The sequence below is a fragment of the Paenibacillus sp. UMB4589-SE434 genome (assembly GCF_030226685.1).
In the GTDB taxonomy this organism is placed as follows: Bacteria; Bacillota; Bacilli; order Paenibacillales; family Paenibacillaceae; genus Paenibacillus_B.
Window position 1 is genome coordinate 145471 of record NZ_JASOYK010000004.1, and the last position, 25753, is coordinate 171223.

Here is a 25753-nt window from a genome sequence, read left to right on the forward strand (position 1 = left end):
ATTACTATTGGAACTTTTTTGAATACTATGAGCCAGATTACGATTCCCGATACATCCGGTACAGACAGCTTGGAACTAATCGACGGGAACATTGACGAGGATGAGAGGAGCATGTTCACAATGTTGCAGCACTTTGGAAAGAGCGTATACGAGCTAATTGTGGAAGCGTCTACAAATTTGCCTGGGGATGTGCGCCGTGCCATTCGTAAAGCGCAAGAGCGCGAAGATGCAGCGACACGTTCAGGTCTGTCACTGAGTACGATTGCACGTAATATCCAGATGGCGGAGCGTAACGTATCGCCAATATGCCAGGATACGGGCATGCCGACATTTATTGTGCACACGCCTGTAGGGGCCAACCAAATTGTGATGAAGCGCGAAATTCAAGCAGCGGTCAAGCAGGCAACGCTGGATGGCAAGCTGCGTACCAATTCTGTTGATTCGTTAACAGGTTCTAATAGCGGTGATAACTTAGGTCCCGGAACGCCAGTCATTCACTTTGAACAGTGGGAACGAGACGATATTGAAGTAAAGCTGATTCTAAAGGGCGGCGGCTGCGAGAATAAGAACATCCAATACAGCCTTCCGGCAGAGATAGAAGGACTGGGTAAGGCGGGACGCAATCTGGACGGCATCCGCAAATGTATTATGCATGCAGTCTATCAAGCGCAGGGGCAAGGCTGCAGTGCAGGCTTTATCGGCGTAGGGATTGGCGGCGATCGTACAACAGGCTACGAGCTTGCCAAGCACCAGTTATTCCGCAAGGCGGAAGACTGTAATCCTATTCCTGAGCTGGATCAATTGGAGCAATATGTCATGGAAAAGGCGAATGAGCTCGGCATCGGCACGATGGGCTTTGGTGGTGAAGTGACCCTTTTGGGCTGCAAGATTGGTGTCATGAATCGACTGCCGGCAAGTTTCTTTGTATCGGTTGCTTATAATTGCTGGGCTTATCGTCGTCAAGGGATTCTGATGGATGGTACAACTGGCGAGTTAAAGGAATGGATGTACGAACGCGGCTCTGATATTAAAATGGACCAGCATGCAGAGACTGTGGCAGCGGCTGATGATGCGGCTGCATCCGATACAGGCAGTCGGCAGGTTGTGCTGACAACACCTATCTCGGAGGAGACGATTCGTTCTTTACGTGTGGGCGATGTGGTTATCATTAACGGAGAGATGCATACGGGACGTGATGCACTACATGGCTACTTGATCGATCATGATTGTCCGGTAGACATGAATGGGGCTGTCATCTATCACTGCGGACCGGTGATGTTGAAGGATGAAGCGGGCTGGCATGTTAAGGCTGCTGGTCCTACAACAAGTATTCGTGAGGAGCCATATCAAGGTGATATCATGAAGAAATTTGGCATTCGTGCTGTAATCGGCAAAGGCGGAATGGGTGCCAAGACGTTAGCTGCTCTACAGGAGCATGGAGGCGTGTACCTGAATGCAATCGGCGGTGCGGCTCAGTATTACGCGGAATGTATTAAGAACGTGAATGGCGTGGACTTCATGGAATTTGGCATCCCGGAAGCGATGTGGCATTTGGATGTGGAAGGCTTTGCGGCGATTGTTACGATGGATTCACAAGGTAACAGCCTTCATGCAGAAGTAGATAAGAGCTCATTGGAGAAGCTGAGCCAATTTAAGGATACGGTCTTTAAGTGATGAATCGTGGAATGGGCTTGCAGATCAATTCATGGTTTGAACGCTATATGTTTATGTTGATCCCCCTCAGTCTCGTACTGGGGGTTCTTTGCGATCAAATACTGCTACCTTATGTCATATTTGTTCCGTGGCTGTTTGGTTTTGTTACATTTGTAATGGGACTAGGATGCGGGGTAAAGGATATCACACAGGCTTTCCAGCGTCCCGCAGTCTTCTTGACGGTGCTGGTATCGTCCCATTTGATTGCGCCCGCCATCGCTTACAGCATCGGCGCCATTTTATTTGGACCGACTTCTCCAATCAGTATCGGGATGGTGCTGTTTACCATTATCCCGCTTGGCGTATCCTCCGTCCTGTGGGTGGATATTTCCCGTGGCGCCGTGGTATTGATGTTAGCACTTGTTGTGATCGACTCACTGCTTAGTCCTGTTCTGGTTCCGAGTATGCTGCTGCTATTGTACGGGGAGAGTGTGCCTATTCATACGTGGGGGATGTTAAAAGACCTGCTGCTTATCCTTGTGCTTCCAATTGTAGTTGGTGTAATCATTCACAACAGGACCAAAGGTCAGGCAAAGCCAGTTCTTGCGCCAGTACTGCTGCCGTTGTCCAAAGTGGCTTTTGTCGGCGTGGTTATCTTAAATGCAGCGGCAATTGGTCCCTATGTCCGTCAATTGAATGTTGGCTCATTAGTAGTTATATTGGTAATTGTCATACTGGTTGCAGGTTGTTATGTTATTGGCTATATGTCGGGGAAGCTGTTCAGGAAAGAACGTATCGTGATGTGTACAACGTTGGGCTTTGCAACCGGCATGCGAAACGTCTCGCTCGGACTTGTATTGGCGATGCAGTACTTTGGACCTGATACAGCAGTGGTGGTCGTGCTGTCGATTCTGATTCAACAGCCTGCCGCGACTTTGTTTTATACCATTTTACAAAAGCTTAATATGATTCGTACTAGTCAAACAGAACCGACATCGGTACCATAAACAAGAGTAGACGTAATGGATTGCAGCAGCACTAGACAACGCTGTGACAAGAAGTGGAGAGATGGAGCATGGCACGTTTTCGATCTAGGTTAACGCTTATATTTGTATTACTAATCGGGGTATCTGTATTAGCTGCGGGTATTTATATGGCTTCCTCATTTAAGAGCAATCATATCTCGCAGTTGGAGCAAAATATGTCCCGGGAAATTATGCTCATTGAGCAGACACTGCAGTGGCAGGCTGAGCCGACATCAGCATCAGCAATGGCATTCTATACGGATTGGTCCAAGAAACTCGAGCAAACAACAGGCGCACGGGTGACGTTTGTTACGTTAGACGGTACAGTGGTTGGGGATTCTATCTCGGCAGTAAGCCAGATGGATAACCATCTGAATCGAGAAGAGATCAAGAATGCGCGTGATGAGGGCTTAGGTTCTGTCATCAGGTATAGCGATACGATAAAGCAAAACATGTTGTATGTAGCTGCACCCATTCATGATGACAACTTTGAAGGTTATGTTCGCCTGGCCATGAGCTTGCAGGAAGTAGAGCAAAGTGTCAGGGAACTGTGGGCTTATTTGGGTATTGGGTTATTAGTGCTGTTCCTGGTTGCTACACTGGTCAGCTATCGAATTGCCTTTAATCTGACACGTCCGATTGAGAACATGACGCGAGTGGCGCATCAGATTGCGCACATGGACTATAAAGCGAGAGCACAGACAACCAGCACGGACGAAATCGGTCAGCTGGGGAATGCCATTAATGCGATGGCTGACAGCTTGCAGCTCCAGATGGCACAAATCCGTGAGAATGAAGGCAGGCTTCGCACGGTGATGGAGCACATGATTAATGCGATCGTTATGATCGATGATCAAGGGGAGATCGTGCTTATTAACCGGAAAGCTGAGCAAATGCTTGGTATTAAAAACAAGGCTAGCTTGGGGAAGAAGTTTGAAGAGGTGCGGGTACCTTATGAGCTTGCCGAGATGACACAAGAGGTCATCGAACGTAAGCTATTGGTACACGAGGAATTGACGATCTATTACCCCGAGGAGCGTTTGCTGGATGCTAATGTTGTACCTGTCTATTATTCAGAGCAGGAGTGGGCAGGTGTTTTGATTATGCTGCAGGATGTATCCGACATCCGCAGGCTGGAGCGTATGCGCAGTGAATTCGTGGCCAATGTGTCCCATGAATTGAAGACACCGATTGCGGCAGTAAAAGGATTTGCTGAGACGTTGATGAATGGAGCGTTGAATGACCCGGAGATTGCCCAGTCGTTTTTGCAGATCATCCATGATGAGAGTGAACGGTTGAATAGGCTTATAGGTGATATTTTGGAATTGTCAAAGATCGAGTCTAAGCGGGTTCCGCTTCAATTCTCACCGGTACATATGCCAAGCTTTATGCAGCAGGCCGTGGAAATGCTCTCAAAAGAGGCGGACAAGAAGCGTATCCAAGTCTCCTTGGTAGTCGAAGATGACATGTATATGGAGGCTGACGAGGATCGGCTCCGCCAGATCGTCCTTAATTTGCTGTCCAATGCGATTAATTATACTTCAGATGGAGGTCAGGCCAAGGTAGTTGCCGCTCCACTTGACGTGAACGAAGATGGCGATTATGAGCGGATTCAATTAACGATATCGGATACAGGAATTGGCATACCTAAGAAGGACCTGCCGCGAATATTTGAACGGTTCTACCGCGTGGACAAAGCAAGATCCAGAGGGTCCGGAGGAACAGGACTTGGCTTGTCTATTGTCAAGCATTTGGTGGATTCTCACCATGGTACGATTAAGGTGGACAGTGAGATTGGAGTAGGCACCACATTTACGATTGAGCTGCCGGTTCTGCAAGATCATCATCCTGACATTCGTTAACATTTCTTTAAAAAATCATGGTTGAACTCATCCTGTTATGTTACGATATGGATGCAGTTAGATACTGGTTGGATTTCAGATGCTGTAAATCGGACATTCTGGAGGAGAGTATGTCAGAACTTAAAGTGTTAGTTGTTGAGGACGAGCCTACGTTAGCACGTTTGTTATCTTATAATTTAACGTTGGAAGGCTACGAGACGACCGTTGTCGATCATGGTTCGCAAGGGCTGCAGACAGCGCTCCATCGCAAGTTTGACCTCATCATTTTAGATATTATGCTGCCGGGCATGAATGGATTTGAAGTTCTGTCCAAGCTCCGCCAAGCAGGGATTAGAACGCCGGTCATTATTTTGACTGCACGCAACGCGGAAGAAGAAGTAGTGCAGGGATTAAAGTGCGGCGCGGATGATTATATTACGAAGCCATTTGGTGTAGCAGAACTGCTGGCACGAGTAGGAGCAGTTCTACGGCGAACATCTGCTGATGGAGGAGACCTTGCAATTGAGGGAGACTCTGATGAGAAGGTAATTGCGGTAGGAGATCTTCGCATTTACCCGGAGAAGTATGAAGTCACACTGCTTCATGAGCAGATTCCGCTCCGTCCGAAGGAATTCGAGGTGCTGCTGTATTTGGTCCAACGGCCAGGTACCGTTATTACGCGAGATGACTTGATGAATGCGGTATGGGGATTCGACTACATCGGGGGGCAGCGCACTGTAGACGTTCACGTCAGCTCCTTGCGGAAGAAATTGGAGATGAACCAGCAGTCGGTACAGATCGATTCCATTCGGGGGGTCGGCTATAAGCTGGTCGTACAGAAGAAGCAGCTCAAATAGACTCAGGCAAGCTGCGTATGTATAAACTTTGCGAGCAGTGAGAGATGTCTAGCGTGGGGAGGATTTGACCTGCTGACAAGCGGTCGTTTGTACAAGAATTAAAGCGCCGCGCTCCGCAAATGACGATAGAAGGTCAGTTAATAGACTTACTCCACTAGGAGTAAGTCTTTTTAATTATGGCAGCGAACTCCAGCCACAGGATACAGCAAGACCTCGCGGTTTAATCGCGAGGTCTTGTGTTGTTCTTAAACCTATTGGGTGTACGCCGGGAATAAGAAGTTCTTATCCTTTTGTATCCTTCTCAATAAGTTACACGGTAGTGATGGAAGTCGGGGTTAAGAATCCGACACATCAGCTTTGGCGCCCCAGATGAACACAGCAGCTATAGACAAAGCTACAATGAGTAATGGAGCGTAGAAAATTAAAAATTCATGCATAGTCATTAATCCTCCTTTGGCTTGCTTAAGCTTTTGTGGCACCCGCGTTATCCTGTCCGCCTTTTCCGCCCTTGCCATCTTTAATGCCCTTAACGTAATTGGCATCAAACAAGAACAGCCTCATAAGCAGGAAAAGGGACGGAATCAGAATGAGCAGACCTAACACAAATACCGTGATTAGAGCAGTAGCCATCGCTGGATTCGTAAAGTTGTCATGAATCGTTAAGTACGGGTAGAGCAGGTAAGGCAGATGAGCCTTTCCATATCCAAACCAGGCAAATCCAAACTGCAGCATAACCGCCACAAAAGCGATCCCATAATTGCGACGTCGCCACACCAACAATACGGCAGTTAGGAAGAATAGAAATGACATCACAAACATCCAACCGTTATCTACCATATTGTAAAAATGCTGCTCGTTATGTCCTTTTATAGAGTAGAAGACAAACAAGCTGGCCAGTATCGTGGGAAGCGACCAGAAGAGCGCGTATTTACGTACGACTTGAAGCGCGGGCTCATCTTGTGCCTTCGCGGCATAATACGTCAAGAACATAGCTGAGATATAGAGCACGCTAACTATGGCAAGTAGAATAACAGAATACGGATACACATTGGTAAACAATTTGCTGAATTCAAAGCTAACTTTCCCGCCTTGCTCCGTAATATAGCCACCTTCCGAGATGGCCAGTACGGTGGATAATGCCGCAGGAATTAGCAGCCCGCTTGCGCCATACAAAAATTGATAAATACGGTTATCGCGCGAACCATACGTGCTGAACGCATAATAGGAGCCGCGAATTGCTAGCAATATAGTAGCCAGGCTTCCCGGAATAAGCAGTGCTGTTCCATAATAATACGCTGCATCAGGGAAGAAGCCGACAAGCCCAACGATAAAAAAGACAAGAAATACGTTGGTTACTTCCCATACAGGAGATAAGTATCTTTCAATGATACGGTGTATAATGTGACGCTTGCCGCTAATGGTACTGTAGTAGCTAAAGAAGCCGGCTCCAAAGTCGATCGACGCTACGAGCAAATAGCCAAACAAAAATATCCATAAAATCGTAATGCCTAGTAATTCATAGCTCATCACTTATGTCCCCCCTCAATGCCGCGAGCGATAATTTCGTCCTCAGCCGGGTTATGTTTGAACATCTTAATGAGTACTTTTACGCAAGTAAAGGTAAGCAGTGCGTACAATAGGGCAAATATCCATAACATTGTATCGACATGAGCAGATGTCGTGGCTCCTTCGGCTACCGTCATGTATCCTCTAATAATCCAAGGCTGGCGTCCCACCTCAGCGAACATCCAACCTGATTCGATTGCCATAATAGCTAATGGGGCTCCTAATACGACCCCCCAGAGCAGTAATCGGCTGACTGGCTTGCCTGTCTTACGGCTGCGGCGTTGAGCGATTACGTATGCTAGTGAGATGACGGTCAAATAAATCCCGATGAACACCATCATATCAAAGAAATAATGGCTTGCTTTTAGTGGTGGTCGCAGGTGCTCGGGTATTTCATTTAACCCTTTGACAACCGTATCAGGGGTGCCCCCGGCCAATATACTTAATGCAAACGGAATTTTAATCGCAAACTTCACTTCATTTTCGTCAGTTAATATTCCACCCAGTATAAGCTCTGCTTTATCCGAGGTATCAAAATGCCATTCTGCGGCAGCGAGTTTTTCGGGTTGGTACTCATGCAGAAATTTACCAGACAGGTCGCCAATCGCGGCGGATGCAAGGGCAAAGACTAGTGCCGCTGTCATCGTCAGCTTGAGCGCTTTTTTATAATAGACATGCTTGCGGCCGCGAATCATAGCAAAGGCAGCAATAGCACCGAGGCAGAAGGCAGACGTTACATATGCAGTCACAAGAACGTGGCTGACCTTTGTTGGCATTGCTGGATTAAACATTGCGAGCAGCGGTTGGATATTCTCCATTTTGCCATCTACCCAATCAAAGCCTTGCGGTGTGTTCATAAAGGCATTAACAGTCGTAATAAAAAAAGCAGATGCAGATGAGCCGATCGCAACCGGAATCAAGAGGGCGAAATGCACCATCCGGTTTTTGAATCGATCCCATGTGTATAAATAAATGCCGAGGAAAATGGCTTCCACAAAGAAAGCAAATGTTTCTAGAAACAGGGGCAGGGCAATGGCTTGTCCGCCCACACGCATAAAGTTAGGCCATAAGAGGCTTAATTGTAAACCGATAGCTGTGCCCGTCACTACGCCAACGGCTACAGTGACCGTGAAGCCGCGTGCCCAGCGCCGTGCCATTAATAAGTAATACGTATCATTGCGCTTAATGCCAATCCATTCTGCCAAGGCGATCATCAGGGGAACGCCAACGCCAATCGTAGCGTAAATGATGTGTACAAAAAGGGTAAGTCCGGTAAGTATTCGGCTAAAAATAACCGGATCGTAAGCAGCCGTCATCCTGTATCTACTCCTCCATTTTTTTCTCTGTGTCTAAATTGTGAATAACTTCACTTAATCACGCAAACAAATGTCCGTCGTTAGAAGAAACGACGTATGAATGCCAAGAGCATAATGATTCCGACGATAAAGCTCACCGTGATCAATATTTTCTCTTGCTTCTGGATACGCTTTGCATGTTGAGCCGGATCCATAATGCACACCTTCCTTCACTATATTTCTATGCTGCGATCTAATCTGTACGTCTATGATTAATATCACAGCTTTGTATTAGTGTACGTGAAAAGTGTGATGATTTTCACAACAATTGTGAAAAGGGATTGAACAAGCTGTGTCTAAAGTTTGTCACTGGGTGATTATTATAATATTTGTCAGAAATAAGTCATTCTACTATTTTAAATAGAACGTACGATAGATAAAGTTTTTGTCTTGATATTTTACAAACATTTTACAAAAGTAAGCTAACGCTTTTACATTAAGGTGCTACATTAGGACTTAAGACACTTGAATATGCAATCGTAGAGATGGAGTGGTGGGTCTTGACAGTATTGTTAAACCGTTCACAACAGGAAGCAATAAAAGCGGTGGATGCGCATTCGACAGGTTCCACTATGCAGACGAAGTCCTCAACGTTACCGAATGGGACGACAGTGGAACGCAATCGGATGGAATATGAAGGTCTATTACAATGGGCACCTTCTATATTAAGCAGCGCAAACGTAATGGAGGCAGAACAATTATTTAATGCGGATGCAGCATTACGTTGTCTAGTTGTTATCGATGGGGAAAATAGGCCAGTTGGTCTTGTGATGCGCGATCGTTTCTATGAAGTGATGGGCAGAAGATTCTCTCCTGCCCTGCTCTATGATAAGCCCATCTCCAGATTGATGGATAAGGACGGATTGTTTGTAGAATATGGTACCGCTACCTCCGAGCTCTTGGATTTAGTGGCTGCGCGCCCTGAAGAACGAATGTACGACAGCATTGTATTTACGAAGCAGGGGAGATTGGCGGGCGTAATCGGTCCCAAGTCAATAACCGCACTCTCGAAAATCATGCGCGAAAAGCATGCGCAGCAAGAACAATCGACCGTAAAGTCGACCATGGGCTCATTAACTGTCATTCGACAAGAAGCGGAGCATGTACGTGCTTCAGCATCAGAGGGTTTAGAGCATGCGGCTGAAATGATCGAGGAGACACTGAAGGGGAAATCGGTGCTGGATAAAGTGGCAAGTTCCTTTCAGCTTGTTGCCCAGCAGGCAGAGGAACAGAAGAGACAGACGGAAGAGCTAACGGAGCATGCCGCGGCAGTAGCCGATTCTGTCGGTATCATTAGAGGGTGGTCGGATACGTGCCATATGCTGGCGCTTAATGCTTCTATTGAAGCGGCACGCGCAGGAGAACATGGCCGTGGCTTTGAGGTCGTAGCTACGGAAGTCCGCAAGTTGGCTGTACTTACGAAATCGGCGACAGATCAGATTGAAGAGACTCTGCTTCAGATGGGACGCTCACTCTCGGCCACCGTACAAGCAAGCGAAGCTTCTGCAGCTGAGACTCATCATACGGTTGCGGGACTGAAGACGGCGTTGTCACAGTTCGAACGATTGTTCCGTATGATCGCTGATAATAGGGAAAGTCTCGTGCAGGTAGATGATTATGCCAATCGGATGTCGATGAAAGCGAAGGAAGCACAGCATCATTTATCAGCGATGTCTGAAAATGCTTGAATTTTTACATTGCGTTAACATATATGCCAAACAGTCTTAACACTTGGACGATAAACTATGAATTGTAAGCAAACAACAATTACTAGCTATGGTAGTAACAATTCAGAAGGGGTGGATTTACTTGAAGAAGTGGGGAAAACAAATCATGCTCTTGACATTAATTACAGTAATAGCTGTAGTAATGTCCGCATGCGGCAGCAGTGCTAAGAAGGAAGAAGCAGGATCTGGAAACAATGCAGGAGCAGAAAGCGCAGCTCAATTGTCCGGAACGATTGACATAGACGGATCGAGCACAGTGTACCCGATGACGGAGGCTGTAGCGGAGGAGTTCGGCAAGGAGCATAAAGACGTTCGAGTGTCTGTAGGCACAGCAGGTACGGGTGGCGGATTTAAGCGCTTCGCCAAGGGAGAGACGGCAATCAGCAACGCGTCGCGTCCAATTAAAGACAAAGAAGCGGAAGAAGCCAAGAAGAATGGCATTGAGTATTTGGAACTGACAGTGGCTTATGATGGTTTGACCGTTGTTGTGAACAAGGAGAACACATTTGTTGACAAGTTGTCCACGGATGAGTTGAAGAAAATTTACGAACCTAATTCCAAAGTAAAAACATGGGCTGATGTTCGTGCAGGCTGGCCTGCAGAAGAGATCAAAGTGTATTCTCCTGGTGCTGATCATGGTACTTTCGACTATTTCACAGAAGAAATTAACGGTGAGTCCAAAGCGATGCGCAACGATGGTCAAATTACGTTTGCCGCTGATACAAATGCGATTGTACAGGGTGTAACGGGTGACAAAAACTCACTTGGATACTTCGGATTCTCATTCTATGAAGAGAATAAAGCGAACTTGAAGCTGGTTCCGGTTGACAACGGAAAAGCAACGGTAGAACCTAACTTGGAAACGATCAAAGATGGCAGCTATGCTCCATTATCCCGTCCTTTGCTGATCTATGTGAGCAAGAAGCATATGGAGAAGCCAGAAGTCAAAGCTTTTGTTGAATACTACTTAAAGACAGCAGGCAGTGTAGCGGCAGAAGCGGGTTACGTAGCACTTCCGCAGGAAAAATATGATGAGCAGTTGAAGCAACTGGGCCAATAACAAGCGAATCAATCGCTTAGATAGGTCCAATCCCATCAGCATCATACAACAGGTATGGAAATGTGATGTCTCCACGATGCAACCAAATAGGGACATCACATTTTCATTGAGATATTGTTAACAAATTGTAAAAGATGCAAAGTGAGGTTAACCATTATGCAAGTAAACGTTTCGAAGCCGGAAACGAATATGTCCTTTACAAATAAGCAAATGAATGTAGCAGACAAAGTGATGCCCATTCTTTTGTTCCTATGTGCGGGTGTATCTATTTTAACCACGATTGGAATTGTGTACACGCTGTTCTCGGAGACGATCTCATTCTTCAAGAGTGTTCCGATCTTTGATTTTATATTTGGCGGAAAGTGGAGTCCGCTGATCGAACCGAAGGCATTTGGCATCTGGCCGTTGTTAAGCGGTACTTTCTTAATTACGCTGATTGCCATATTGGTAGCTGTACCTATCGGTCTCGCCAGTGCCATTTACCTAAGCGAGTACGCGCCTGAGCGTGTTCGCAAAATCGTCAAGCCTGTACTTGAAGTGCTTGCCGGCGTTCCGACCATCGTTTACGGCTACTTTGCGCTTACGTTTGTTACGCCGCTGTTGAAGTCAATTTTCCCGGATATGAGTGTGTTTAATGGACTCAGTGCAGGATTGGTCGTCGGGATTATGATTATTCCGATGGTATCATCCCTTAGTGAGGATGCGATGTCTGCAGTGCCCAAAAGCTTACGCCACGGTGCATATGCCCTCGGAGCAACGCGCTTTGAAGTGGCATTAAAGATCGTCGTGCCAGCTGCTTTCTCGGGTATCGTATCGTCTGCTGTATTGGCGTTCTCACGTGCAATCGGCGAAACAATGATTGTCTCAGTTGCAGCGGGATCTACCCCGAACTTAACACTTAATCCGCTGGAAAGCATACAGACAATGACGGCTTACATCGTTCAAGTAAGCTTGGGTGATACGCCGCACGGCTCAGTGGAGTATGGAACGATCTTTGCCGTCGGGTTGACGTTGTTCATCATTACATTCTTGTTGAACATCCTGGCTCTGTATGTGGCAAGACGTTTCAGGGAGGAGTATTAATTCATGACGATGTTTCAGGATGCGAACCGCAAGCAAATCAGCAACCGTCGCAAGACCGACCTTGTCCTTCATCTGCTGTTTATTGTTGCGACATCGATCGGTATCGTAGCCTTGATGGCCCTATTAATTAGTATTATGATGGACGGTCTGTCCCGATTGAATTGGGACCTGTTCACGAATTATCCGTCACGTCTCGCTTCAAAAGCGGGGATGAAGTCAGCAGTGGTGGGGTCCATTTATATGGTTCTTATTATGGCACCGATCTCGTTCATACTCGGCGTAGGAGCGGCGATCTATCTGGAAGAGTACGCCAAGAAGAATGCCATCACACGCTTTATCCAATTGAATATAAGCACGTTGGCAGGCGTGCCATCTATCGTATACGGCATTTTGGGCTTGACGATCTTTGTGCGCGGTATGGCGCTCGAAAGAAGTCTATTGTCCGGTTCTCTCACGATGACGCTGCTCGTGCTGCCGATTATTATCGTGTCTGCCCAAGAAGCGATACGAGCAGTACCAAGAGCTCGCCGCGATGCGTCGTTCGCACTTGGTGCAACTAAATGGCAAACGGTCGCACGTTCGGTGCTTCCGTCCTCGATTTCAGGCATTTTAACAGGAGTCATTCTTGCCTTGTCCCGTGCGATCGGGGAGACAGCTCCGCTTGTAATGATTGGTGCCTTGACGTTTGTAGCTTTCTTGCCAGAAAGCATCATGGATCAGTTTACGGTAATGCCGATCCAGATCTTTAACTGGGTATCCAGACCGCAAGTCGCATTCCACGAGTTGGCAGCGGCAGGAATCATCGTCTTGCTGGCGATGCTTGTCCTGATGAATATATCAGCTATTATTCTTCGCAATAAATATCAGAAAAATGTGTAAGGAGACGAGCGCATGAGCACAGCGACGGCATTAAAGACTCTCATTAACATTAAAGATTTGGATCTCTATTATGGAACCTATCACGCGCTGAAGAAAGTATCGATGACGATTCCGGAAAAGGCAGTTACTGCTTTTATCGGCCCTTCGGGCTGCGGTAAATCAACGCTTCTCCGTACACTTAACCGGATGAATGACATGATTATTGGGACGCGTATCGAAGGAAAAGTAGAGATTGGTGGTACGAATATTTACAGCAATGAGGTCGATGTGGAGACCCTGCGGAAGAAGGTCGGCATGGTATTCCAGCAGCCAAACCCGTTTCCGAAGTCGATCTATGACAATATTGCTTATGGACCGAGGCTGCATGGCATTCGCAGCAAAGCAAAGCTTGACGAGATTGTGGAGCAAAGCTTGAAGCAAGCTGTATTGTGGGAAGAAGTGAAAGATTATTTGAAGCGTTCGGCTTTCAGCCTTTCAGGTGGCCAACAGCAGCGTCTCTGTATTGCGCGAGCATTAGCGGTCAATCCTGACATTTTGCTGATGGACGAAGCAACGTCTGCACTTGACCCGATCTCCACCCTGAAAATCGAGGAACTGGTACAAGAACTGAAGCACCGCTATACGATCGTTATGGTTACACACAACATGCATCAAGCAGCACGTGTGTCCGATCAGACGGTATTTTTCTTAAATGGTGAAGTGGTAGAGTTTGATCAGACCGAAACGTTGTTCTCAAACCCAAGCGATAAGCGGACGGAAGATTATATTACAGGTCGATTCGGTTAAGGGATGATGAAGTTACTCAGATAGGGAATGTGCATAGGTAAGTAGAGTGGTCAATAAAGATGGAAAATAGACTAAATTTCGGCTAGCGAGGAGAGTAGGAAGAACCGATGATTAAGCGCAAAGAATTTGACTTAGGACTGGAAGAACTTAGCCAGCTATTAGTGGATATGGGGCGCCATGTTGAGCGAGCGCTATCTGAATCCATAGGGGCGTTAAAGACTCAAGATGTGGAACGTGCCAAAAAGATTATTGCGGAAGATGTTGATCTGAATGGCATGGAAACCAAGATTCTGGATCTTGGCTCCAGACTTATCTTGACCCAGCAGCCGGTAGCCAAGGACCTGCGCCGTATTTTGGTGGCCTTCCGGATCTCAAACGATTTGGAGCGGATGGGAGACTTATCGATCGATGTAGCTAAGGTTGTCGTTCGTATGAATGGCCAGCCGCTAATTAAGCCGCTTATTGATATTCCACGTATGGCGGAGATCGTACAGCTCATGATTAACGAATCCACGCAAGCTTATGTGGAAGAAAACGTAGACTTGGCTTATAAAATGGCGAAGGAAGATGACAACGTAGATCAACTATACAGTCAGATCTTCCGCGAGCTGCTGACATATGTGGCGGAGAATCCGCAAAATGCTTCCCAAGCGATGTCGTTGCTGTTTGTTGGTCGTTATATTGAACGAATTGCGGACCATGCTACCAACATCGGTGAAAGTATCGTGTATTTAGTAACCAACGAAAGACCCGATCTGAACAACTAAAAAGGGTACACACGCCAAGTTGGATTTTTCCATCTGGCCTGTTGTGTGCATAATGCTATTCATTCAAATTGAACGTTAAATAAGATCAAGATCAGGCGGGCCCTTTGTAGGATTAAAGAGGCCCGCCTGCTTATTGGTATGTGTGCTGTTCTACTGCTTTTACTCATATTGCGTATCTGTGAACAAGCAGTAGGAATTAAAAGTCAAGAGCAAAGAGAAAGGTGGATTTGTCCGGAAATTCTTACTTTTCTTAATGCTGCTTGTGAATCCCTATTGAGGAATTCCTGTTAGCAGGGGAGAGGCCAAAAAAACTACTATTTCAACAGATTAATAATCGTCAAATGTGTAGCGCGGTTTTCTGATTTGATTACAAAGTTTTGATCAATTCTATATTCGCAAATGTGTTGTCCGAATGAATCTTATCTCCAAATATACCGCTTATCCCATTAAATCCTGCCTTCGTCCAAAATCTGACTGCAGGCCAATTTTTTATCGCAATATTTGCTCGTACATACTTGTATCCTAGTTTAATAAGTTCTTTACACAATTGAGCTTCTGTTTCGCCCCCATACCCTCTGCTTTGTAATTTTTGATCTATATAGATAAATACAATATAAACAGACTCAATTGTTGGATACCCGTGATATAAACTTATCATGCCTATTAATTCTTTGCTTTCTTTACTCTTAATTGTAAATATACGATAGTTTTCTTTCTTTCCATCAGGAGGTAAATCCCCAGAATAATAGCAGTGATTAATATGCTGCGGATTATATTCATTACCATCCCATCGGTTCATATACCGGCTGCCTGAAAATAAATGCTGCATCTCTACAATTTCATTCTCTAACATCTTGTTATATATCATATTGGTGGATTCCCAAGAATCAGGAAGTTTATTGTTTGTCACACTTGTTCACATCCTGTATTGGTTTAATAACCTCATATAGATGTTAAACGAATTAGTTAGCTATGAAAAGGGAGGAACATCATAGCTAACTAATATAATTTACTTTGCGGTAAAGGTCACTACTTCAGCGGCAATCGCCCAATCTTCCAGCGGCTGTACCGTGTAAGTGACACCTGCTGTGAGCTTCGCATTGTTCTGAAGTTCGAATGTGCCTGTCGCGCCTTTTCGACTTTGAAGAACATATTGGGCCTTAGCCTCCGAGCCGTCAGAACCAGTCAATTTTACTTCACGTAGTACAAAGATCTCATCCGCTGGATCTTCTTGCAAAGTAACAGCAACGGTTGCTGCATCTACTTGCGCAGCTGCGTCTAGCTTGACTTGTGCTGCAGACTCAGCTACAAATGAAGCATTCTTCACGGTCAGCCAGTCTGAGGTGACCGTATATTTCACTCCTGGCTTGAACTGCGCGCCATTTGGGAGACGGAACTTTGGCTCCTGCTTGCCGTCTGTCGATTGGGTAAATGGTAGGTAGCTTGCCACCATAGCTTGCCCGCCTTCAGGTGTAATCGTTACACTGCGACTGCGTAAAGACGAGATAATCTGGAAGGGCTGTCCGTTCAGCTCATTGTTGTCGTTCAGTATAAAGGCATTGGCACCTCGACCACCAGCATATGCCGAGATCAAATACCCATAATCCGCTACGCCATCTGCCTTTAAGGCTTCAAGCTCAAACGAATCTCTATCTACCTGACGTGCCATATTCATTCTGATCAGCTCAGCACTTGCCTCAACGGTGAGTTTTTGATCATTTTTATAAGTAAGGGTGTAGGTAGTTCCAGGTACTTGTGTCTTCGTAGGTAAAATGTACGTTGCAAACGAGCCTGACTTCAATCGAGGCTGATTCACCAACTCCAAACCGTTGTTAAAGATAAAATGTTTGAGACCTGCATCGAGGCTCTCATCCGCTAGTGTCAATGGTTGATCAAACGTCGCCTCCATTGTGACCTTGTTAAGTGAACGAAGTTTTGTTATCTTCGCCGTTTCAGAACGTATCGATTTTTGTGCGGACACTAGCAATTGGGAAGTATCAGCTCGTGTTGCCGGCTGATTGGCAGTGAACGTGCTTTTTATCCATGATTGAACTGACAGAGCGTCTCTTTGGAGCGCTTTAGCTATAATTTGTACCAGTTGAGCTTGCGTAACATGTTCATAAGGCTTAAATTGGCCCTCATTACTTGGCATAATTTCCTGATCAACCAGAGTATGAACATAGTTCGCAAACCAATGCTGAGGCTGTACATCATTTAACGGGATACGTTCCGCTTGTTTCCCATCGACCTGAAGCGCAAGGACAACCATCTTGGCAAGTTCCGCTCGTTTAACGTTCTGCTGCGGCTTCATTGTGCCATCCGAATAGCCAGACAAGACACCTTGCTTTACGAGTACAGCTATTGCAGCTTCAGACGTGGCTTTGTCAGAAGTATTCTGCACAGCTGTAACTGCTGAACTTGCTCCAACCAACCATTTACTTTCAGCAGACACGCTGCCTCCCATACTTACATTTGCAAGAATAACCGACACAGCTGCTGCAAGCGCTATTTTATAATGTTGTTTGTTCATTATTTGTCTTCCCTTCTGTATTCGATTCGTGGATCCTAACCTTTATGATACGTGATGAATCGAAACAGTCTGGAAACGAAAGATTAATAATTTCTAAACAACTTCGAAAATAATAATTACAGAACCGATCAGCTTACCTTTACACCGTAAAGCGATACCCAGCCCCCCAGATGGTTTCTATAAATTGTGGATTCGAAGGGGCCGTTTCGATCTTTTCTCGCAATCTCCTTACATGTACCGTTACCGTGGCAATATCGCCCATTGATTCCATTCCCCAAATCCTTTCAAACAGTTCTTGTTTGCTGAATACCCGATTGGGATGAAGGGCTAAGAAGACAAGCAGATCGAATTCTCGCACTGTTAGTACAACTTCATGACCGTGAACATGCACACGACGTGCAGCTTTATCAATCGTCAACTCACGGATGCAAATGGCTCTATCTTCTTCCTTTTTATGGTTTCCAAGCAATCGTTCATATCGGGATAAATGCGCCTTAGCTCGAGCCACTAACTCACTTGGACTAAACGGCTTCGTCACAAAATCATCTGCACCAAGCCCAAAGCCGCGGATCTTATCCACCTCCTCTTTCTTGGCCGATACAATCAGAATGGGTACCTCGCTCATACTTCGAATTTGCCTGCACAGTTCGAAGCCATCAATACCTGGAAGTTGAAGATCAAGAATGATCAGATCATATACGGCCTCGCTGGCGTGTCGTAGTCCATCTGTTCCTGTCGTACATATATCAATCTCAAAACCGTGCAAGGCGAAATAATCCCGCTGCAATTCCGCGATTGCCAATTCATCCTCTACAATTAAGATGCTTGCCATCATGCATCGCCCCCATCTGCTGTTTCTATTGTCTTTTTAAGGGTGAAATAAATAGAGCAGCCTTGTTTCCATTCACTTTCTGCCCAAATACGCCCACCGTGGCCTTCAATAATTTGTTTGGCAATAGCCAGTCCAAGGCCACTGCCCTCTGGTTGTTTGTGGTGGGGAGGTAGTCCTCGATAAAACTGGTCAAAAATATGAGGAAGCTGCTCCTGCAAAATACCGGCTCCATTATCGCGAACTTCAACTGTCGCGTATTCGTCACTTTCCGTGACTCTTACTATAATTTGCTTCGCGTCTTTATCCATATATTTAACACCGTTGTCGATCAGATTCAGGATAACTCGCTTTAGCTTTTCGCGGTCAATCAGAACGGGTAATGGACTGTGAGGAAATACTCCTTCCAGTTGAATCCCTTGCAAATCTAAATCAAAGTGTAACTCTTCTAAAGCATCCGCGAGGAAACTTTGAAGATCAACATGCTCGAATGAATAAGGAACTTTACGCAAATCAAGCTTGGAGTATAAAAATAACTCATCTACGAGGCGGTCTAGACTGGTCACCCTGGTATGAATGGTCTCCAAATACTGATTCAACTTCACAGGTGTATCTGCGACACCGTCCCGTATACCCTCCACATAACCTTTAATAGTCGTAATCGGCGTACGTAAATCATGTGAAATACTGGACAGCAGCTCCTTGCGGTTATCCTCATATTGCAACTGCAGCTGAACCGACTGCTTTAATTGAAGTCTCATTTCCTCAAAGGATCTACACAGCTGTCCGATTTCATCTTGTCCTTGTGCCTTTACTTCATAGTGAAGATCTCCAGATTTGATCTGCTCTGCGGACTGACGAAGCTCATTTAACGGCTTAATAATCGAACGTGTAATGAGACGAAATAACAACCAATTGGTAAAGAGCAGGACCGCTAACAGGACACCAATAAAAATGGGAAACAGCTTTCGAATCATTTCCGCAAATGGACTGCGCTCCCGCAGTACATAAATACTCCCACGATCTTGATCAGAGAAGGTAAAATCAAACTTGGCATAAGCAAAAAAACGATTCCCATCATTTATCGTATTACGAATTTGATTGTTCCCCATTTCATATCCAGGTAATGCTGCGCCTAAATGCGGCTCACGTAGTGAGGGAGACACATACAGCTGTTTAGACTCTTTACGCACATACATGCCTGCTTGAATCATGCGCAATTGAAAGTCGTAATCACTAAGCAATTCAGCACTCATTAATTTCGCTGGATCTGTTTTGGCAATCGATTTAAGCTCTAGAAAAATGCGCTCCTCAGAAGCTGACAACGGATGCAGCTTATAATGATTTTTATAAAAATCGCTAAAGCTCCGCACATCTCCCGTTATCGCGATCGTAACCAAATAAGCACTTAGTACAAACAACATAATCGTGACCATAAGTACACTCGTAAAAGAAAGTAATAACCGCACGCGTACCGACACTGCACTCACCATCCTAAAAGAATTCCCTGAAACATTGAGTCTTGACCTGTTTTTGTCAAACTACTCACATCCATAATACCCGGCTTGTCAATCAAATGAACGTGAATACACAACTCATGTTAATATCATCATTAATCCATCAGTCTTTCACTAATTGTAGGTATCCATTTAGCTGTTCACAACCAAGCAATTTCCATAACAGGGCCGCGCTATGATATCATGAAGTACAAGAGATTGGATTGAGGTGCGATTATGGAAAAATGGATTATTATCGACGGAAACAGTATTGCGAACCGAGCGTTCTATGCGATGCCGCCGCTTACAAATTCGCAGGGATTACATACAAATGCCGTATACGGCTTTACGACGATGCTTCTGAAGCTGCTTGAAGAAGAGCAGCCAACGCATATCGTAGTTGCTTTTGACGCAGGCAAGATCACGTTCCGTCATGGCGATTACAAAGATTATAAAGGCGGCCGCTCTAAGACTCCGTCTGAGCTGTCTGAGCAGTTCCCATTAATGAAGGAATTGATGGAAGCGATGGGCATTGCTCAATTCGAGCTGAGCGGGTATGAAGCGGACGATATTATCGGTACGCTCACACGTATGGCAGACGAAGAGCAGAAGCCAATGATGGTTGTAAGCGGAGACAAGGACATGCTGCAGTTGGCTTCAGAATATGTTACGGTCGTGCTTACCCGCAAAGGGGTCACGGAGATCGAGAAGTATGATCCTGCTGCGATCGAAGAGAAATATCAATTAAAGCCCTTGCAGATCATTGATTTGAAAGGCTTGATGGGGGATAGCTCCGACAATATTCCAGGTGTTCCTGGTGTTGGCGAGAAAACCGCATTAAAGCTGCTGCATCAATATGGCAGCGTAGAAAGCGTGCTGGAGCATGTTGGGGAATTAAAAGGCAAGATGAAAGAGAATATCGAGAATCATGCGGATGATGCTCGGATGAGCAAACAGCTGGCCACGATCTACCGTGAGGTTCCAATTGAACTGGAACGTGAGAAGATGGCGTTTGAAGGTATCCCTTCCGCAACGGCTTTGCCGATGCTGCGCAAACTGGAATTCAAGTCCATCCTTGAACGGGTGGAAAAGCTGGCGGCGAAGCAGAGTGGTGAAGAAGTGAGTGCGGAGCCGGTAGTTGAGTTGGCGCTTGAGACGATCCTGGTGACGCTGGAAAATGTGCAGGAACTAACGTCCGCCTTAAAGCAAGGTGATGTGGATACGCTCGTGCTAGAAGCACATGGCGACAATCCTCATTATGCTAACTTCTTCGGACTGACTCTTGGCTCGAAGGAACGTTATTGGCATGTGACAAAGGACATGCTTCTGTCAGAAGAAGCGGCACCGATTCGAGCTTGGTTGGCTGACGCTGAACAGCCCAAATATGGATATGATCTGCACCGTACCGAGCTGGTGCTGCATTGGCTTGGTATTGTCCTGGAGGGAGCAGCATTTGACGTGCAATTGGCCGCTTATGTACTGGACCCAAGCGATGCAGCTGCAACCGTGCAGTCTACGGCAGCCAAGTATGAGCTGACAATGCTGCAAGCGGATGAAGAGGTGTACGGCAAAGGCGCCAAGTTTAAAGTGCCTGCAGACGAACTTGTGGCGCAGCATACGGCGCGCAAAGCTTATTTGATTGGTGAATTGGTGCCTCTGATGCAGCAGGACTTACAGAAGTATGAGATGAGCAAGCTGTATTATGAGCTTGAGCTTCCGCTGTCATCCATTCTTGCACAGATGGAGAAGACCGGCATTAAAGTTAACAAATCGAGTCTGGAGAAGCTTGGCGAGCAATTCACAGATGCGATTGAGAAGACGATGACACGGATTTATGAGCTGGCAGGGGTCGAATTTAACATCGGTTCACCAAAGCAGCTTGGCGAGATTCTATTTGACAAGTTGGGACTGCCTGTTATCAAGAAGACCAAGACGGGCTATTCCACAGATGCGGAAGTATTGGAGAAGCTGGAACCTTATCATGCTGTCATTCCGTTAATCTTGCATTATCGGCAGATGACAAAGCTTCAATCCACTTATATTGAAGGTTTGCTGAAGGAAGTACGCCCAGATACAGGTCGTGTCCATACGTATTACCGCCAGACGATTGCAGCCACAGGACGCCTAAGCTCTCAGTTCCCGAACTTGCAGAACATTCCGATTCGTCTGGAAGAAGGGCGTCAGATCCGTCAGGCTTTTGTGCCTACAGAAGCAGACTGGAGCATCGTAGCGGCAGACTATTCGCAGATTGAATTGCGTGTACTCGCCCATATTTCGGGTGACGAGAAGCTCAAGGAAGCGTTTATTCAGGATATGGACATCCATACGAAGACCGCCATGGATGTGTTTGGCGTGAAGGCAGATGACGTGGATGCCAATATGCGTCGATCTGCAAAAGCGGTCAACTTTGGAATCGTGTATGGTATTAGCGACTATGGATTGTCACAAAATTTGAACATTACACGTAAGGATGCGGCGAAATTTATTGAACAGTATTTTGCTGTGTTCCAAGGTGTTCGTCAATATATGGAAGATATCGTCAAGATGGCCCGTCAAGATGGATATGTGAAGACGATGCTGGAACGCCGCCGTTATTTGCCGGAGATCAATGCCTCCAACTTTAACCTGCGATCCTTTGCGGAGCGGACGGCGATGAATACACCAATACAGGGCACAGCTGCTGATATTATTAAGTTGGCTATGGTGAAGATGGATGAGCGCATGCGCAAGCTCCAGTTAAAGAGCCGTATGCTGCTGCAAGTACACGATGAGTTGGTGTTTGAAGTACCTGCCGATGAGGTAGATATAATGAAGAAACTGGTACCAGAAGTGATGGAGCAAGCGATTGAATTGGTAGTGCCGCTTAAGGCGGATGTCAGCGTAGGAACCAACTGGTACGAGTCCAAATAACACTAAATTCAACCAGCGCGCCCTCTATTGTACGCTTTACGGTATAATAGACAACATGAGGTGATAGATATGCCAGAATTACCGGAAGTAGAGACGGTTAAACGTACATTAAATTCACTAGTGACAAACAAAACAATAAAACAGGTGACGGTAACGCTGCCTCGAATTATACAACGTCCTTTAGAAATAGAAGCGTTCTGTGCTGCGTTATCTGGTCATACGATACAAGAAGTAGGTAGACGCGGCAAGTTTTTGCTCATCCAATTGGATGGGCTGGTACTGGTATCCCATCTGCGTATGGAAGGACGATATGGCGTATTCGCATCGAATGAGCCTGTTGAGAAGCATACACATGTCATTTTTCACTTTGAAGATGGAACCGAGCTTCGTTATAAGGACGTCAGACAGTTCGGCACGATGCATCTATTCAAGCCGGGAGACGAGATGAAGCTGCCGCCGCTGCACAAGCTGGGAATCGAGCCGCTTGGTTCTGAGTTCAATGCGAAAGTGCTTGGTGAAGTACTCCGTAGGCGTCGGAGCTTTATTAAGCCGGTGCTGCTGAACCAGCATGTTGTTGTTGGATTGGGAAACATTTATGTAGATGAGGCACTGTTCCGCGCCAACATTCACCCGCTTACAGCTGCAGATTCGTTGACGGATGAGCAAGTGCAGCGTCTGCACGACGCCATTCTGGTCACTTTGCAGGATGCTGTAGAAGCTGGAGGCTCCTCTATAAAGTCTTATGTGAATGGACAAGGGGAGATGGGGATGTTTCAACATCAGCTTCAAGTATACGGGCGTGAGGGAGAGCCTTGTGTCACTTGTGGCCACATCATTGAAAAGTCGGTGGTTGGCGGTCGAGGCACACATACGTGTTCCCGATGCCAGCCGCGTCCATAAAGTGCAGATAGTTAAGGAGGCCGCATAGCGTATGCGGCAAATGGCTCAATCGTAATCGTTACGGTTATTTTTTTGAACATAACAAATCCTACGAATACATCATTCTAGACAGCACAGTATGCACCTATATCCGCTCCAGCCCATATGATAGGGTACAACAGTTTACAGCCTGCATGTACTCAAATCAGGCAAGGAGCAGGAGGGAATAAGGTTGCTCGTTCATGCTGCATCTTTAATTGTGTTGGCGTTTGCCCTAAGTTTAGATAGCTTTGGGGTAGGGATGACTTACGGAATCAGAAAGCTGCGTATTCCGTGGTTGTCCATTGTCATTATTTCCGTATGCTCGGGACTTATTATACTGCTGTCGATGCAGGTCGGTTCCGTTATTATTCATTGGTTCTCTGATACCGTCGCACGGTGGATTGGTTCCTTTATTTTGATTGCGATAGGATGTTTCTCTGTTATACAGCTTGTCCGCTCTCAGCCTGTCACAACAGGTCATGAAGTTCTCTGTGACAATGCGGGGACGGCTAAAGAACACTGTTCAGATGTTACATTGTCGAGTACAAGGGAGTTGAATCCTTCTAGACCTGTAATTGAGTTCCAGTTGCGAAGATTAGGCATCATTATTCAAATACTGCGAACTCCACAAGCAGCAGACATTGATCGTTCGGGTACGATCAGTGCGGCTGAGGCGGCATGGCTTGGCGTAGCGTTATCTCTGGATGCGTTTGGTGCTGGAATCGGCGCAGCGCTGCTTGGTTTTGCCCCGATCTTGACTGCGATTGTGATCGCGTTGTTCAGCGGCAGCTTTCTGCTGTTTGGGATTCGGCTTGGCATACGGTTTGCCGAATGGAGTTGGATTCGTAAGCTCTCCTTTCTGCCGGGATGTTTGCTTATCATTATGGGAATTATGAAACTGTTTTAGAGATTGCTCTTCAAAGCGGAAATGAGGTGAAAGCATGAACATTGGGCTTACGGGAGGTATCGCTTCCGGAAAAAGCACGGTATCTGCCATGTTGGTGGATAAAGGTGCGCGTCTTGTTGATGCTGACCGAATTGCCAGGGAGATTGTGCTTCCTGGCAGTCCGGTGCTGGCACAGATCGCGGAGCGCTTCGGTCAGGACATGCTGCTGCAGGATGGGGCGTTGGATCGCAAGCGGCTTGGGGCGGTTGTGTTCGGAGATGAGGCGGAACGGAAGGCGCTAGAGGGAATTACACATCCAGCTATACGTCAGCGCATGTTGGAACAGATGCGCAGCTACGAACAGGAACAGCCGGACAAGCTGGTTGTGGTGGACGTTCCCCTTATTTATGAATCCAGGATGGAGAGTTTATTTGAAGCGGTTATGGTGGTATACGTTCATCATCAAGTTCAGTTGGAACGTCTGATGAAGAGAGATAGCCTTACAGAGCAACAGGCTAAGCTCCGTCTGGCTGCGCAGATGGATATTGAAGAGAAACGATCACGAGCAGATTATGTCATCTATAACGATCAAGGGATTGAGCATACAGCACGCCAAGTTCATGAATTCCTTAGTCAAAAGGGATTGCTATGAATAAACTCATGCGAATTTTGCGTAAAAAGAGTGTGCTGCTTGTGTTATTCCTTGGTTTTATGTTTGTGCTCTTTGTCCAATCCCAATGGCTCGGACGTTGGATGTATCCCATCCATTATGAGGACTCGATTCGTGAACATGCTGCAAAGCAGGATCTGGATCCGCTGCTGGTAGCGGCTATTATCCGCGTTGAAACGAATTATGAGATCGGAAGAGAATCCCGGAAAGGTGCGATTGGCATGATGCAGCTTATGCCAACTACAGCCGATTGGGCGATGAAACAAATGAAACTGCGAAAAATGTGGACGGTAGATGAACTGAGACGAGAGGCAGATCCGAATATTCAGATTGGCACCTGGTATTTAAGGTCGCTGATCAAACAATATGACAGTAATACAGTTGCTGCGGTAGCTGCATATAACGCAGGACCAGGCAATGTGAGTGAATGGCTGCGGTCGAATAAGTGGGACGGAACGCTTGAATCCGCTAAACAACAAATTCCCTTTAACGAAACAAAGTTGTACGTGCAGCGGGTATTCCATTATTATGAGAAGTATAAACGTGTGTATGGAACTTGACACGATAGCAGCGGGGTCATAAGTGAAGAAGCGTCGGACAAGCAGATGATTCTGCTCGACGCGACGCCTCAACGGATCATTATTTGTATTGACCTGCAAGTTGTTGTTCTGCGATTTGGACAAGACGCTTCGTGATATATCCACCGATGGAACCAGTGTCACGAGTCGCCATGTTACCGTAGTACCCGTCTTGCGGGATCGCAATACCGAGTTCTTGTGCGATCTCGAATTTCATTTGCTCGAGAGCACCAGTTGCTTGTGGCACTACTAAGTTGTTGCTGGAACGGTTGCTTTGGCTCATGTTTGTTCACCTCCTTGCGGTTGGTAATTGTATTGTGCGCAAAGTTGCGAA

The 25753-nt window shown here is 46.2% G+C and carries 23 protein-coding genes; 15 read left to right on the forward strand and 8 right to left on the reverse strand.

Going from position 1 to position 25753, the window contains the following annotated elements; genetic code table 11:
* Positions 1–120: 120 nt before the first annotated feature.
* The 4 genes from QP775_RS15950 to QP775_RS15965 all read left to right on the forward strand — a co-directional run bounded on the left by QP775_RS15950 (position 121) and on the right by QP775_RS15965 (position 5376).
* Positions 121–1674, forward strand: a complete 1554-nt coding sequence (locus QP775_RS15950) for a fumarate hydratase (RefSeq protein WP_285107952.1) — start codon at positions 121–123, stop codon at positions 1672–1674.
* Complete coding sequence (locus tag QP775_RS15955; protein WP_285107954.1) at positions 1674–2660, forward strand: bile acid:sodium symporter family protein; 987 nt, start codon at positions 1674–1676, stop codon at positions 2658–2660. Before QP775_RS15950 ends, QP775_RS15955 begins: the two co-directional genes overlap by 1 nt.
* A gap of 68 nt (positions 2661–2728) precedes the next feature.
* Entirely contained in the window at positions 2729–4540 is a 1812-nt protein-coding gene (gene pnpS, locus QP775_RS15960; RefSeq protein ID WP_285107492.1) for a two-component system histidine kinase PnpS, read from the forward strand.
* A gap of 110 nt (positions 4541–4650) precedes the next feature.
* Entirely contained in the window at positions 4651–5376 is a 726-nt protein-coding gene (locus tag QP775_RS15965) for a response regulator transcription factor (RefSeq protein ID WP_285107494.1), read from the forward strand.
* A 335-nt stretch (positions 5377–5711) separates the two neighbouring features.
* Here QP775_RS15965 and cydS read toward each other — a convergent pair whose 3' ends face one another.
* The 3 genes from cydS to QP775_RS15975 are packed head-to-tail and all read right to left on the reverse strand — an operon-like array spanning position 5712 to position 8258.
* Positions 5712–5813 carry a cytochrome bd oxidase small subunit CydS family protein gene (gene cydS / locus QP775_RS25880; protein ID WP_481857212.1) on the reverse strand — a complete coding sequence of 34 codons (102 nt, stop codon included), beginning with the start codon at positions 5811–5813 and terminating at the stop codon, positions 5712–5714.
* 25 nt (positions 5814–5838) lie between these two features.
* Positions 5839–6903: a cytochrome d ubiquinol oxidase subunit II gene (locus QP775_RS15970; RefSeq protein WP_285107497.1), complete on the reverse strand. Its 1065-nt coding sequence runs from the start codon at positions 6901–6903 to the stop codon at positions 5839–5841.
* On the reverse strand, positions 6903–8258 hold the full coding sequence (locus QP775_RS15975; protein WP_285107499.1) for a cytochrome ubiquinol oxidase subunit I: 1356 nt from the start codon (positions 8256–8258) through the stop codon (positions 6903–6905). The genes QP775_RS15970 and QP775_RS15975 overlap by 1 nt, the downstream gene beginning before the upstream one ends.
* 539 nt (positions 8259–8797) lie before the next feature.
* Here QP775_RS15975 and QP775_RS15980 point away from each other — a divergent pair.
* From QP775_RS15980 to phoU, 6 genes are all read left to right on the forward strand, one after another.
* A complete protein-coding gene (locus tag QP775_RS15980) occupies positions 8798–9985 on the forward strand; it encodes a methyl-accepting chemotaxis protein (RefSeq protein ID WP_285107500.1) in 1188 nt (395 codons plus the stop codon).
* Positions 9986–10106: 121 nt separating this feature from the next.
* Positions 10107–11084: a PstS family phosphate ABC transporter substrate-binding protein gene (locus tag QP775_RS15985; RefSeq protein WP_239326380.1), complete on the forward strand. Its 978-nt coding sequence runs from the start codon at positions 10107–10109 to the stop codon at positions 11082–11084.
* A gap of 189 nt (positions 11085–11273) precedes the next feature.
* Positions 11274–12167 (forward strand): phosphate ABC transporter permease subunit PstC, encoded by an 894-nt coding sequence (pstC, locus tag QP775_RS15990; RefSeq protein WP_481857233.1) that lies wholly within the window; start codon positions 11274–11276, stop codon positions 12165–12167.
* Positions 12168–12170: 3 nt separating this feature from the next.
* A complete protein-coding gene (gene pstA / locus QP775_RS15995) occupies positions 12171–13046 on the forward strand; it encodes a phosphate ABC transporter permease PstA (protein WP_239326384.1) in 876 nt (291 codons plus the stop codon).
* Between the two features lie 12 nt (positions 13047–13058).
* Positions 13059–13832, forward strand: coding sequence for a phosphate ABC transporter ATP-binding protein PstB (gene pstB / locus QP775_RS16000; protein ID WP_028546221.1), 774 nt, complete (start codon positions 13059–13061; stop codon positions 13830–13832).
* A gap of 107 nt (positions 13833–13939) precedes the next feature.
* Positions 13940–14599: a phosphate signaling complex protein PhoU gene (gene phoU, locus QP775_RS16005; RefSeq protein ID WP_239326386.1), complete on the forward strand. Its 660-nt coding sequence runs from the start codon at positions 13940–13942 to the stop codon at positions 14597–14599.
* Between the two features lie 367 nt (positions 14600–14966).
* Here the strand turns inward: phoU and QP775_RS16010 are convergent, their stop codons facing one another.
* From QP775_RS16010 to QP775_RS16025, 4 genes are all read right to left on the reverse strand, one after another.
* Positions 14967–15509 carry a GNAT family N-acetyltransferase gene (locus QP775_RS16010; RefSeq protein ID WP_285107505.1) on the reverse strand — a complete coding sequence of 181 codons (543 nt, stop codon included), beginning with the start codon at positions 15507–15509 and terminating at the stop codon, positions 14967–14969.
* A gap of 99 nt (positions 15510–15608) precedes the next feature.
* Positions 15609–17129, reverse strand: a complete 1521-nt coding sequence (locus QP775_RS16015; RefSeq protein WP_285107508.1) for an S-layer homology domain-containing protein — start codon at positions 17127–17129, stop codon at positions 15609–15611.
* A 139-nt stretch (positions 17130–17268) separates the two neighbouring features.
* Positions 17269–17964 carry a response regulator transcription factor gene (locus tag QP775_RS16020; protein ID WP_285107510.1) on the reverse strand — a complete coding sequence of 232 codons (696 nt, stop codon included), beginning with the start codon at positions 17962–17964 and terminating at the stop codon, positions 17269–17271.
* The gene (locus QP775_RS16025; protein WP_285107512.1) at positions 17961–19439 is read right to left on the reverse strand and encodes a sensor histidine kinase; all 1479 of its coding nucleotides are present in this window, start codon (positions 19437–19439) and stop codon (positions 17961–17963) included. The genes QP775_RS16020 and QP775_RS16025 overlap by 4 nt, the downstream gene beginning before the upstream one ends.
* A gap of 252 nt (positions 19440–19691) precedes the next feature.
* On the opposite strand from QP775_RS16025, the gene polA reads away from it, so the two are divergent.
* The 5 genes from polA (at position 19692) to QP775_RS16050 (ending at position 25401) form a co-directional block, all read left to right on the forward strand.
* The gene (gene polA, locus QP775_RS16030; RefSeq protein ID WP_285107514.1) at positions 19692–22364 is read left to right on the forward strand and encodes a DNA polymerase I; all 2673 of its coding nucleotides are present in this window, start codon (positions 19692–19694) and stop codon (positions 22362–22364) included.
* 69 nt (positions 22365–22433) lie between these two features.
* Positions 22434–23264, forward strand: coding sequence for a DNA-formamidopyrimidine glycosylase (mutM, locus tag QP775_RS16035; protein ID WP_239326392.1), 831 nt, complete (start codon positions 22434–22436; stop codon positions 23262–23264).
* A gap of 211 nt (positions 23265–23475) precedes the next feature.
* Positions 23476–24192, forward strand: coding sequence for an MntP/YtaF family protein (locus tag QP775_RS16040; protein ID WP_285107516.1), 717 nt, complete (start codon positions 23476–23478; stop codon positions 24190–24192).
* A 34-nt stretch (positions 24193–24226) separates the two neighbouring features.
* The gene (gene coaE / locus QP775_RS16045) at positions 24227–24823 is read left to right on the forward strand and encodes a dephospho-CoA kinase (protein WP_285107518.1); all 597 of its coding nucleotides are present in this window, start codon (positions 24227–24229) and stop codon (positions 24821–24823) included.
* The gene (locus QP775_RS16050; RefSeq protein WP_285107520.1) at positions 24820–25401 is read left to right on the forward strand and encodes a lytic transglycosylase domain-containing protein; all 582 of its coding nucleotides are present in this window, start codon (positions 24820–24822) and stop codon (positions 25399–25401) included. The genes coaE and QP775_RS16050 overlap by 4 nt, the downstream gene beginning before the upstream one ends.
* A gap of 79 nt (positions 25402–25480) precedes the next feature.
* On the opposite strand, the gene QP775_RS16055 is transcribed toward QP775_RS16050, so the two are convergent.
* Positions 25481–25702: an alpha/beta-type small acid-soluble spore protein gene (locus QP775_RS16055; protein WP_028546229.1), complete on the reverse strand. Its 222-nt coding sequence runs from the start codon at positions 25700–25702 to the stop codon at positions 25481–25483.
* Positions 25703–25753 lie beyond the last annotated feature (51 nt).